A 12,001-nucleotide genomic window follows, 5' to 3' on the forward strand; every position below is an offset into this window, starting at 1 on the left:
GTCGGTCTGGAAGTCGATAACTGCTGCGACCAGGTCGCCTTTGTCGGCGAAGTAGTGATACATCTGCGAAGTGCTCACCGCAGCGGCTTCCTGGATGTCCTCGATGGTGGTGCGGGCCACCCCACGCCGGGACATCAGTTCGGCGGCAGCGGCCACGATCCGTTCTCGGGTCGCGCGGCCCTTGGGAGTCAGCTTTTCTGGTGCAGTGGTAGGCATCGGAGCGGCTTTCTACTGGAGCGATCGCATGCGGTGTGTTGGGGTGCGAACTGACCCGTCACATCAGCCTCTCGTCGATCTCGTCATGGTCTTCTCACCATTGGAGCCCGATGAAAATGGAGTGTCAACTCCAAAATCTGATGCACCGAGTGCTCAGCAGACTTTTTGGAGTTGACACTCCATTTTTCTGGATGCAAGCTAGCGTCGTGTCGCAAATTCGGACCCTGCCGGAAACCGTTGTGTGGCACCGGCACACATCTGAAAGGCTCTTTGATGACGACCGCTGCAAACACCAATACCACCACGATCGCCGATCGCGTCGCCAAGATGGACGCAGGGAGGGCCGGCCAGATCCCCGACGAGGTACTCCGTGTGTTCGGCGCCGAGCAGGCCGGCCTGGATGCTCACGGCATCCCCACCGGCATCGCCGAACCCGGCGACACGCTCGGCGATTTCGACCTGCTCGACGTCCACGGCGCGCCGACCACCCTGTCGGCCGCGCTGGGCGGGCGCACCGCGGTGGTCGTGCTATACCGCGGCGCGTGGTGCCCCTACTGCAATTTGGCGCTGCGCGCCTACCAGGACGACCTCGTCCCTACGCTGGCCAACAAGGGCGCTGCGCTGGTGGCCATCAGCCCGCAGAAATCCGACGGCTCACTGTCGGCCCAGGAGAAGAACGCGCTGACCTTCACCGTGCTGTCCGATCCGGGCAACAAGATCGCCAAACGGCTCGGCGTGATGACCGCACCCCCCGACGATGCCCGAGCCGCGCAGCGCGCGATGGGTTTAGACCTGCCCGAGGTCAATGCCGACGGCACCTACGGCATACCCATGCCCACTGTCGTCATCGTCGACCCGACCGGGGTGATCCGCTGGATCGACGTGCACCCCAACTACACCACCCGCACCGAGGTCAGCGACATCCTCGCCGGCCTGGACACCGTGTCCTGACCCCTGCGGGGCGGCCCCCGCTCACCCCCGGCGGGACCGCCCCACCCAAACACCATCGCCTTCAGTGGCCCAAACAGTAAGGAGCCAAGCGTGTCTCAGGACTTCGTCGGCCAAACAGCGCTGATCACCGGCAGCACCAGCGGCATCGGCCGGGGAGTCGCCGAACAACTCGTCGCCCGTGGCGCCCACGTCATCGTCAGCGGCGGCGACAAGGCCCGCGGCGACAACGCCGCTGTCGGTACTCGGCGTCGGTGGCTTCGAGACGGAGTTTCGTAGACCCTCATATGTCGTCTATTTCGGGACTGTTGCGTCTATGCCGGTTCGCAGGTGCCATGCGGGTTTATCGCAGCGCCGAGATCGACGAAATGGTGTGTGCTACTCGCACTTCTGCGCCCAAACGTACGTTTCGGCGTTACGCATATCCATCGCTAGCGGGCTGCCCCAGTCTTCCGGCACGCCGGCGCTATTCGTAACCATCATGGCATTTCCTCGGCCCACTTCAGATGCCCCTCGAAGTCCAGAGATGTCGCTATCGCGCGGTAGCGGTCGCGGTAGTCACGGTATGCGGCCTCATCGCCGTGTGCCTGCGCCAGTAGCGCGTGCAGTCTCAGCAGCCAGACTTCCCGGATAACCAGCCGGTCGCCGGCCGGCGCGTCCGCCAACCTGGTGATCGCGGCCTCGGCTTCGGCGACGTCACCGTCGGCCCGGCGTTCGACCAGTGTCTCCACCAGAACACCCGTCGCAGGAACGCCCCACCCCAGCAGTTGTCCGTTGCGGACCAGATGGTCGATGCCGGCACGCATGAGCGGGATGGCGTCATCGCGATCTCCACGCCGAGCCCTCTCGCGCGCCAAGTACACGTTGACGATCGGTAAATCGCCCAGGAGGTATCCCCGGCGCAGGAACACCTCGCTGACCACGGCCAAGAGCTCCTGTCCGCGGTCACGCTCCGCAGCCGTTGGGCGGTGAAGCAGCCCAACGCCGAGCGTCACCCGGGCGAGCGCCACCGCGAGATCATCACCAGACCGTTCGGCAATCCGCAGGGCATTCTCGATCTCGCGCACCGCGCGATCGTCGGGCCTCAGGCCGCCAAGCGGTATCACCGGGAAGTAGACCCAGCTGACGACGGTGGCATAGGACATGGGGCCGGCGCTGCGGGCCATGGCCAGGCCGTGCCGTAGGTCGTCGCGCCATCCAGGACGACCCAGCCAGTAACGGGCAAGAGCCCGCGTCGCAAAGGCGGCCGCCAACGGAGACAACCCGAAAATGAAGTTGCCTTTAGACGGGTCACCGTCGGCCAGGTCGATGACCCTCTGCGACCACCGCAGCACGTCACACCACTCGGCGCTCTCACCCTTGGCGTAGATTGCCGCGAAGGACAGCCCCACCGTCAAGGTCGCATCGCCGACCGACTCGATGAGGGCCATGGCTTCCGATGCCAGCCGCGAAGCTTCGAGCACCCGGCCCTGATAAGCGTGATCCATCACCAGGCCCGCGATTGCGATTGCCAGCGACGCCTTGTCCCCGGCGGCGGCGCATAGTTCCCGCAATTCACCAAAGCGGTCCCCGGCCACGTTCACATGGACTCGCCAGGCGGTCCCGCACAGCATGGTGCGCGGGGCGATGCGCATGGCTGCCCGGTTGGGGTCATCGGCGGGTAATGAGTCGGCGATCTTTTCCGCACGCTCCCAACTCAGCCATGCTGCGGCGATGTCACGGGTAGTCGCCCACGCCCCGGCGCGCATGTGCCAGCCATAGGCGGCGTGCAGATCACCGGCAGCCTCCAGGTGCTCGGCGATCAGCGCCGCGTTCTCGTCGGCCGCAGCGGGGTCACGTGATTCGATTGCGGCCGAGACGCGCCGGTGCAACTCGGCGCGATCAGATTTGAGCTGCGATTCGTAGGCCACGGCGCGGATCAGTGGATGGCGGAACACGTACTCGGGTTGTGGGGTAAATGTGATCTGATCGATGAACTCGCCGCCCACCAAGTCCCCGAGGACGGGATCAATGCCCAGGGTTTCGAGGAGACCCCGGCTGAACCGCGAACCGATGACAGCCGCCGCGCTCAATGTGCGCTTGGCCGCCGGGTCAAGCCGGTCAATGCGGGCGGCGATGGTCGCCTGCAAGGTGGCTGGCACGCTGACCTCGTCAACATCGGCGGTCGACTCGTAGGCGCCGCGGTTGCCGCGTAAGACACCGCGCTCGGCCAGGTCGCGCACTATCTCCTCGGCGAAAAATGGATTTCCGGCGGCCTTCTCGGCGATCATGGTGGCCACCGTGCCGACTGAGGGGTCTGGCCCGAGCAGTTGCGCGACCAGTGCTGTGGTCTCCGGATCACTCAGCGGCGCAAGGGCGATGGTTTGCGCACCGCTCACCAGCGTCAATGCACGTCGATATTCGGGGCGGTAGGTGATCAGTACCAGCGAGGGTGTCTGCGGAATCACCGTGAAGAATTCCGTCAGCATCGACTCACTGACCTCATCGATCCAGTGCGCGTCTTCAATGACATAGACCGCTGGTGCTTGGCGGGCCAGCGAGGCGGCATTGACCAGCGCGGTCAACCGCCGCCGCCGGGCATCGGGATCGATAGTCGGGGCAGCAACCTCGGGATCGGCGATTCCCAACAGGTCATCGAAGAGCAACAAGTCCTCGGGGTCTGCATCCGGCACCCGGGAGCGCACTCGGTCACGGGCGTCCGGGCCGTCCAGGCCACGCACACCGGTGGCTGCACGCAGCAGCCGCGCCACGACGTGGAAGGCAATGTCGGTGGTGTGTGATTCGCAGTAGGCGGTGAACACGTCGACACCCCGAGCGGCCGCTAGCGCGGCGATCTCTCGCGTCACACGGCTCTTTCCAATGCCCGGTGGCCCCACCAGGGCGACCACCGCGCCGTGGCCGTCGACGGCGCGTTGCAGCAGGCCCTCAGCGGCGGCCATTTCCCACTGCCGACCAACGAGATTCGACTCAGCAGGCCCCACGCCGCGATGCTCTTCGCCCATGCCCAACAGCCGATAGGCGGTGACTGGTGCGTCGGCCCCCTTGACCAGAACATGCTCAGGCTCGTCGAGAGTGGCAGTGTCTTCAACCAGCCGGGCAGTGGACGCGCCGAGCATCACCGCACCAGGCGGAGCGACCGACTCCATCCGCTGAGCCATCCCGACCTGTTCACCCACAGCGGTATAACCGAACGGCCCCGAACCGATCTCACCGGCGATCACCTGACCGGAGTTAAGCCCCACCCGCAGCCGGAAGTCGATCCCGTCGCGGTCTTGGACTTCGACGGCGAGCCGATTGGCCTCCTCCTGAACGCCCAAGGCTGCCAGACAGGCACGCACAGCGTGGTCCTCCAACGCCACCGGCGCGCCAAACACAGCCATGATCCCGTCGCCAGTGAACTTGTCCACCGTCCCGCCATAACGCTTCACTACCCGCGACGAGCGGTTGACCAGCTCGGTCATGATCTCGCGCAGCCGCTCCGCCCCGACGACCGCGGCAATATCCATAGAGCGCACGACGTCGGCGAACAGCACCGTCACCTGCTTGTACTCCGCCACCGTCGCGGCTGGCCTGACTGGCGCGCCGCACTTGTTGCAGAACCGTGAGTCCGGCGGCAACTCGGTGCCGCACGATCCACATGGCAGTTCCGCCGCTGTCAGCGCACCGCGGCCGTCCCCGCTGGGGTCCACGTGAGTATCGTTTCACCGCTGGTCCTCCATGTCCGTCATATCGGCGTGCCACCTCCGAGACGAAATTTCGCGTCCCTCGTAAGGCACACGGCTTCGACGTGCCCGACTCCTTGCCGGAGAAGACCAGCGGTGGCGCGTCCGGCTCGCCTGCGGATGCGTGCGCTGCCATCAGCCGCCACCAACACCGGCGGCAGTCCCGCCGTCTAGGGAGGAGTGCCCGTCATCGGGTCGAGCATGAACGTCGGTTGGGCGGGCCCGGTGAAGGCGAACATGTTGTCCAGCACACCGGCTCGGGCGTCGAACGAATCGTCACCGATGCGGCCGGTACCCCAGTTGTCCTCAATGAACCGCAGGATCGAGGTCTGGTCCGTCCGTGTGTGGTCGACAAAGTTTGGTTTGGCATACGGCGAGATCGCCAACAGCGGCAGTCGTGGCCCGTATCCACAACGGCCCTGGTAAGTGGACGGATGGGCGACGGAGTCGCCGCAGGTGCCCGGGGCGGTCAACGCGTCCGCTGGCGAAGCGGATGTCGACAGGTTCGGCGACGCTTTGTGGTCATACCAGCCGTCGGAGTCGTCGTATGAGACGACGATGGCCATGTCCTTCCAGTCGGGCAGCTTCTGCAGGTGGTTGATCGTCTCGACAAGGAACTGTTGCTCGTCGAGTGGATCGGAATATTCGGGGTGCCCGTCTTGGTATCCCGGTGCCTTCAGAAAGCTCACTGACGGCTGGTGGCCCGAGTCGGCTGCGGCCCAAAAGTCTGACAGGTCGTATTGGTGGTTGGCCGCGTCTGTGTGGCCGATCTGATCTACGGAGTTAGGCCGTAGGTGGTGAGGGTTGGCCGTTGAACGGTAGTACTGGAACGGCTCGTGGTGGGGGATGTAGTCGTCCTTCGTGCCGAGCGGCAGCAGGCCCGACTTGCCTGTACCGCCGAGGACGGCCCCCACGTTGTGGGTCGCGCCGCACACAGCGGTGCCATCGGGTTTGGTGGCGGTCGGCTTGAACCCGCCCTGGAAGTAACCCCACGTGACATCCTTCGCGTTCAGGAGGTCGCCGATGTTCTTGTTGTCATCGGTGAGCTGCACTTGGTCGCGGCTCGAGCAGTCATCGCCGAACGGCTGAGGGTCACCGATCACCGTGCCCTGCCCGCCGCCGGCGTTTTCGACCACGTCACCTGCCGGGAATGGTTTCCCGCCCGGCATGAACTCCTTTACTACCCCGTGGGTTTGACCAGAGACGAGGCTGAGATGACCCGGGGTGGACGGCCCGAAAGTGGTGTCGTACGAGTTGTCGCTCAGCGCGTAATGCTGCGCGTAGTTCCACAGAGCCGTCACAGAATTGCCGTCGTAGTAACCCATCACGAGGCCAGGGACCTTGTACACCGGTGGCGTGCAGTCCGAGACGTCGGTGTGTTCGACGAACTGGTCCATGGCTCCACCGTGGAATGCCAGTTGCTCGGCGGTGTATTCATGATCTTGAGAACAAGTCACCTGTTGGGCCAGCCCCCCGAGGCGCATCGGTTGCGCCCTATTCGGGTTGTGGGTCAACAACCCTGGCGTCAGGCCATCCACGCTGGGTGTACCGGGCATGGCAGTGAAGGGCTGACCGTCAACATTGGCGGCGTTCGGGTACGTGCCGAAGTAATGGTCGAACGACACGTTCTCCTGGAAAATCACTACCAGGTGATGAATCGGGGTCGCGGTACTGGCACGGGGCGCAGGCTTTCCGGCGCAGGACGCGCTCAACAACAGTGCAAGGATCCCCGCGAAAACGAGTACCGCCCTACTCGGCCGTCTGGACATCATCAGGGAAGCATTCAACCCACAGTTGGACAACAGGTAAACCCCAGCTGTGAACGCCAACGGTGGTGCAGTCGCTCCGAGACACCGCGGTAATGGAGATCGCATACGGCGTCGTGGACCGTATCAGCGGTTGATGCGGGTAACCGCAGCGCCGAGATCGACGAAATGGTGCGCGCTACTCGCTCTTTTGCGCCCAAATGTACGTTTGGGCGTTACGCGCCGCTGCGCCCGCCGATACCTTCGTGATCGACGTCGCGCCAGAAGTCGATGTCGTACTGCGTGTCCGGGATCTGGACCATCTCGACGGACGGGGTGAGCCCACGGGCCACTTCGAGCTCTTCGGCATCGATTTCGAGCCGGTCGACGCCATTGAGGATGCGTTCGGCGTCATTGACGAGTCGACGCATAGCCGGTGTGTCGCCACACTTTGATGCCAACGAGGTCACGCACTTCAATAGGGCGCCGCTCAGCTCGTTGAGCTCTTCTCGTTCGGCCATGCTGGACATCGGATCTCCTTCGGGGGTCAGCGATTACCGCGGCAGGTGCAACGCCGGGTATCCGGGTCGGTGAAGCATCCGCGTCATGACGGCGGCGCACAGGCTGAGGAGGCCGGCGGCGACGAACAGATGCGTGAGTCCATCCGATGCGACCACCATCGCAGGGAGACCGACGCCGATGATGCCGCCGAACAGCTTGGCGCTATAGACCACGCCGAAATTGCGCACGGCGTTCCGCTCGCCGAAGTAGTCGGCAACCAGGCTCGCGAACAGCGGATAGAACGCGCCGCCCGCCATCCCGCTCAGCGCAGCGAAGGCCACGAACGCGACGACCTGTCCGGCCGATGCGGAACAGACGAGCCCCAACTGTGCGCAGCCCTCGAGCAGAAGCGCGGCGCTCAGCGTCTCACGGCGCCCGAAGCGGTCGGAGATCCGACCGGCGACGCTGCGGCCCGCGCCGTTGACGACAGCGAGCAGACCAACCGCCGACGCTCCGACGGCGAGCGAAAACCCATGGGCCATCGCCACGAACGGGACGTAGACGATGGCCAGCAGCGAGGCCGCGGCGGCGAAGACCAGGATGAGATACATCACCACGAATGCAGGCGTCCGGACGGCTTCGCGAGGTGAGTACTGCCGCACCGCTGCGACGTTGTTGCGCAGGCTGCGGTTTACCCGCTTGTCGATCGCCCAGAGTTTGGGGTCGATCTCGGGTGGCCACCAGCCCGCCGGCGGATCGCGCAAGAGCGCGCCGCACACGGCGACGACGAGGAGGACGCAGATGCCAACGCCTGCGAAGATTGCCGCTCGGTTTCCTGCTGTGAGGACGGCGGCGAAGAGCGCGATGAACGGCACGGCACCATAGCCGAAGGCTCCGGTGACGAACCCGACCCGGACGGCGCGCTGCTCTGGATACCACTTCGCAACGGTGGACGTGCATGTGGCATAGACGATTCCGGCGCCCGTACCGGACAGCACCGAGTAACCGAGCACCGCGAGCGCGAAACTGTCGGTGTAGGCGAGGGTCAATGGGCCGGCGGCGCACAACAGGGCTCCGACGAGCACGGCGCGCGACGGGGCCAGTGCAAACCGGTGGCTCAACGCGGCAGTTGGCGCGGCCGCGCCGGCCTGGAACACCACCCACAGTGCGAGCACCCAGAGGGCGCCCGTCACAGTCGAACCGTCAGTCACGTGCAGCGCGGTGATGGCGACGCCGTAGCCATACTGCAGCACGCCGATCCCCGCCATGGCCGCCCATGAGAGCCAAAGCATCCACTTCCGGGAGTGACCGATGATGTCGTGCGGTCGCTCACCGACCCGGTACGAGCGTCCGTTGAGGTCCCGGACTTCGACGACGGCGACTGGGGCGCTGGTGGGGGACATGTAGACTCCTATTGCATACAGTATGCGATGAGTTTAGCGTGACCTGGATCACTTGTCTATTGGACGAAGCACCTCGGGAGCCGGAATGGGACGCGTAACCAGTAGATACCGAGTAGTGCGCATGGCCGACGGGGTGGCAGATTCCCGTCCGGACACCCTGGCCGCGGAAGAACCTCTGGAGATCAGGGTGGCCGGCCGTGCGCTCACCGTGACGATGCGGACCCCAGGCGACGACTTCGATTTGGCCCGCGGCTTTCTCGTGAGCGAAGGCGTGGTGTCTGCCGACTCGGACATCGTCGCGATCCGCTACTGCGCGGGAGCGACCGCCAATGGCGTCAATACGTACAACGTGCTTGACGTGCTCCTCGAAGACGGTGTGGCTGCCCCCGACCCGTCGCTCGAACGCAACTTCTATACAACGTCATCGTGCGGCCTGTGCGGCAAGGCCAGCCTCGAGGCGGTGCGCACCACCAGCAAGTGGCACGTCGCTCGTGATCCGCTGCGGCTCAACGCCGCAACGATCACCACGTTGCCGGAGAAGCTCAGGGCGGCTCAGCGGGTCTTCGACCGCACGGGCGGACTGCACGCGGCCGCGTTGTTCGACGCAGACGGGGAGCTGTTATGCGTGCGGGAGGACGTCGGCAGGCACAACGCCGTGGACAAAGTCATAGGATGGGCGCTCGACGCAGGCCGGCTGCCGCTGAGCGGCACGACCCTGATGGTGAGTGGCCGGGCTTCCTTTGAACTGGTGCAGAAAGCGGTGATGGCCGGCGTGCCCGCCCTGGCCGCGGTGTCCGCGCCGTCGTCGCTTGCCGTCGACCTCGCCAGGGAGATGGGACTGACGTTGATCGGCTTCCTGCGCGGATCGTCGATGAACATCTATTCCGGACTCGAGCGCATCTCTGCCGATCGCGACGAAAGTGCCGATACCGGTCGGCGACAGGCGATCTGACGACCGCTACTCGGTGTCGGTCTTGGCAATCCGCTGTTCGTGGTAGGACTCGCGAGTCAATTCGGTGTGCCGAGTCATGATGTCGGTCGCCTGATCGGCGTCGCCGGCCGCGATGGCCTTGATCAGTGCGGCGTGTTCGGTCCACGCGCCCTGGCCTCGTGGTTGCGCGATCGGGAGGTAATACCAGCGCCACTTTCGTTCGACGAGTGAGATGTGCTCGGCGAGCACGGCGTTCCCCGCGAGGGCAGTGATCGCGGCGTGCAGTGCCGCGTTGGCCGCCACCAGTCCCTCCGGGTCGTTGGCCGTCAACGCATTCAGGCCATCCTGCTGCAACTCCCACAACAGGTTGACGTCCTCGGGGGTGGCGCGCTCGGCGGCGAGCCGGGCTGAGTATGCCTCTAGGACCGTTCGCACGCTGAGGAGCTGGTCCACCTCTTCCTCGGAAGGGACGTGCACGAAAGCGCCTTGTGCCGGCCGTAGTTCGATCCAGCCATCGGTCTGTAGGCGCTGCAAGGCTTCTCGCACCGGCTGCCTGCTGACGCCGAGGTACTCCGCCAGCTCGTTCTCGACCAGGTGCTGGCCCCTTTTCAGAGTTCCGTGCACGATCAGTTCAACGATCGCTTCGTAGACGGCCTGACGCAGGGGGGCGGGACGCTGCACGCGGCGCGCTGCGGGGTCTGCCAGCACGCTGTTCCTCGAAGCCGGGGTTCGACTACGCGAATCCTGGGCGGGAAGTGACATTGCTGCGCTCCTTAACCAAGTGCTAGCGGGCGGATACAAACATACAGCGTTTCGTATGCAATAACCTGCGTACCAAGGCAGGTGTCGACGAAGGTGTCGTCCTTTGAGTACCCGGATTTCCGGTTCGATAGCTGCTCGCGCTTAGACCGCACGCGCCGCGCAACGAAACACCCCGGGCGAGGAGGCCCTGAACAGGACCACCACACCCGGGGTGCGGACTCGAGGCAGCCGTCGCTAGTCGACTACCAGTGCCCTTTCCTTTATCGGCGTCACCTCGATCGGTGCCGGCTCCGTCGGCTTCTGCGTAGGCAGCTTGGGCTGACGGAGCAAGACCGAGATGAAGGCGCAGGCGATGCCGACCGAACCGGCGATCACGAACGCGGTGCCGTAACCCCACGTGTCGACCACGACCGCACCCAGGCCCGCACCGACGAGTCCGGAAACCAACTTCGAGCTGTAGACCAGGCCGTAGTTGGTGGCGTTGTTGTTCTCACCGAAATAGTCGGCGGTCATCGCCGCGAACAGCGGGAAGATCGCGCCGCCGCCGAATCCGGAGACCATCGATGCCAGTAGGAACAGCGGCATGCTGCCGATGGAGCCGGAGAAGTAGACCGCGTATTGGGCAAGGCCGAGCACCGCGCACACGATGATGAGCGTGTTCCGGCGCCCGTACAGATCGGAAATCCAGCCGATCACCCCTCGCCCGGTGCCGTTGATGATGGCCTTGAGGCTCATCGCGAGTGCCACGATCCCACCGGCGAAGCCCATCTCCTTGCCGAAGGGCACCTGCATGGCGATGCCGAAGATGTTGATGCCCGCGGTGCACAGCAGCAGGAACCACATCAGCGGCAGGATGCCGGTCTTGATCGCTTCCATCGGGGTGAACTGCTTGACCGCCGGCGGGTTCTTGCGCAGGGCGCGGCGAACTCGCGGATCTTCGGACACCTTGAGCGGGTCGACGTGCGGGGGCCACCAGTTCTTCGGCGGATCCTTGAAGAAGAGGCCAGTTATCGCGACCAGTGCGGCCAAGAAGACGCCGACCGCGAACAGGATGCCCCGGTAGTTCTCCAGATCCATGTAGCTGGTGAACAGGAAGATGAAGGGCACCGACCCGTAGGCGAAGCCACCGTTGACGAATCCGGTCTTGCCGCCCTTGCGTTCGGGATACCACTTACCCACCATGTTGATGCAGGTCGCGTACACGAAACCGGCCGCGCCTCCGCCGAAGAAGCCGAAGCCCAGGTACGCGAGGAGGACGTGCGGGGCGTACGCCAGCGAGAGGTAACCGAGGAGCGCCCCGGCGGCACCGATCATCATCGCCGACCGTGCCGACAGCCTGCCGCTCTCCCGCAGCCGACCGGCGGGGAACGCGACCGCGGCCTGGAAGAGCACCCATACGCCCAGCAGCCAGAAGATGTGGGCGCCGTGCCAGCCGTGTGCTTCTGACAGCGTGTCCTCGGCGGAGGTGAACGCGTATTCGGACGAGCTGATGGCCATCATCGCGATCCATGGAAGCCACACCATCCATGCCCGTGACCGCCCCATGATGTCGCGGTCGGTCTCGCCTACCCGATACACCCTGCCGTTGTCGTCGATTACCTCTCGGAATTTTGGCTGCGCTGGCGAACTCATGCTTTCGAACCTCCTGGTGCCATGTGATCCTGCGACTGTTTTCTTTGGTCGGTGGGGGAATTCACGAGATGACCCCTTTGCGTTGAGGCTGAGCTTGTTGCCGAGGCTGACGTCTGAGCCCTCGCCGTCCGCACGCCGGAT

10 protein-coding genes are annotated in these 12,001 nt (G+C 64.8%); 3 read left to right on the forward strand and 7 right to left on the reverse strand.

The window, feature by feature from the left end:
- Nucleotides 1-216 (reverse strand): TetR/AcrR family transcriptional regulator (locus QOC76_RS05555; protein WP_526355022.1); only part of this gene is annotated, 216 nt, incomplete at its 3' end.
- Between the two features lie 273 nt (nucleotides 217-489).
- Between QOC76_RS05555 and QOC76_RS05560 the strand changes: the two genes are divergently transcribed.
- Both QOC76_RS05560 and QOC76_RS05565 read left to right on the forward strand, forming a co-directional pair.
- The gene (locus QOC76_RS05560) at nucleotides 490-1,167 is read left to right on the forward strand and encodes a peroxiredoxin-like family protein (protein WP_526355024.1); all 678 of its coding nucleotides are present in this window, start codon (nucleotides 490-492) and stop codon (nucleotides 1,165-1,167) included.
- Between the two features lie 90 nt (nucleotides 1,168-1,257).
- On the forward strand, nucleotides 1,258-1,443 hold the full coding sequence (locus QOC76_RS05565) for an SDR family NAD(P)-dependent oxidoreductase (RefSeq protein WP_526355026.1): 186 nt from the start codon (nucleotides 1,258-1,260) through the stop codon (nucleotides 1,441-1,443).
- A gap of 200 nt (nucleotides 1,444-1,643) precedes the next feature.
- Here QOC76_RS05565 and QOC76_RS05570 read toward each other — a convergent pair whose 3' ends face one another.
- The 4 genes from QOC76_RS05570 to QOC76_RS05585 form a co-directional block, all read right to left on the reverse strand.
- Nucleotides 1,644-4,853 carry an ATP-binding protein gene (locus QOC76_RS05570; RefSeq protein WP_526355028.1) on the reverse strand — a complete coding sequence of 1,070 codons (3,210 nt, stop codon included), beginning with the start codon at nucleotides 4,851-4,853 and terminating at the stop codon, nucleotides 1,644-1,646.
- A 203-nt stretch (nucleotides 4,854-5,056) separates the two neighbouring features.
- Entirely contained in the window at nucleotides 5,057-6,760 is a 1,704-nt protein-coding gene (locus tag QOC76_RS05575; protein WP_526355030.1) for a phospholipase C, read from the reverse strand.
- 107 nt (nucleotides 6,761-6,867) lie between these two features.
- A complete protein-coding gene (locus tag QOC76_RS05580) occupies nucleotides 6,868-7,161 on the reverse strand; it encodes an Rv0250c family protein (protein ID WP_526355032.1) in 294 nt (97 codons plus the stop codon).
- A gap of 24 nt (nucleotides 7,162-7,185) precedes the next feature.
- The gene (locus tag QOC76_RS05585) at nucleotides 7,186-8,535 is read right to left on the reverse strand and encodes an OFA family MFS transporter (RefSeq protein WP_526355034.1); all 1,350 of its coding nucleotides are present in this window, start codon (nucleotides 8,533-8,535) and stop codon (nucleotides 7,186-7,188) included.
- 85 nt (nucleotides 8,536-8,620) lie between these two features.
- Between QOC76_RS05585 and fdhD the strand changes: the two genes are divergently transcribed.
- A complete protein-coding gene (gene fdhD, locus QOC76_RS05590) occupies nucleotides 8,621-9,487 on the forward strand; it encodes a formate dehydrogenase accessory sulfurtransferase FdhD (protein WP_526355036.1) in 867 nt (288 codons plus the stop codon).
- Nucleotides 9,488-9,493: 6 nt separating this feature from the next.
- Here fdhD and QOC76_RS05595 read toward each other — a convergent pair whose 3' ends face one another.
- On the reverse strand, nucleotides 9,494-10,174 hold the full coding sequence (locus tag QOC76_RS05595) for a GntR family transcriptional regulator (RefSeq protein ID WP_526355039.1): 681 nt from the start codon (nucleotides 10,172-10,174) through the stop codon (nucleotides 9,494-9,496).
- Between the two features lie 288 nt (nucleotides 10,175-10,462).
- Nucleotides 10,463-11,860 (reverse strand): OFA family MFS transporter, encoded by a 1,398-nt coding sequence (locus tag QOC76_RS05600; RefSeq protein ID WP_526355041.1) that lies wholly within the window; start codon nucleotides 11,858-11,860, stop codon nucleotides 10,463-10,465.
- Nucleotides 11,861-12,001 lie beyond the last annotated feature (141 nt).

Origin of the sequence: Mycobacterium sp. (assembly GCF_032159565.1) — a bacterium.
Lineage (GTDB): Bacteria > Actinomycetota > Actinomycetes > Mycobacteriales > Mycobacteriaceae > Mycobacterium.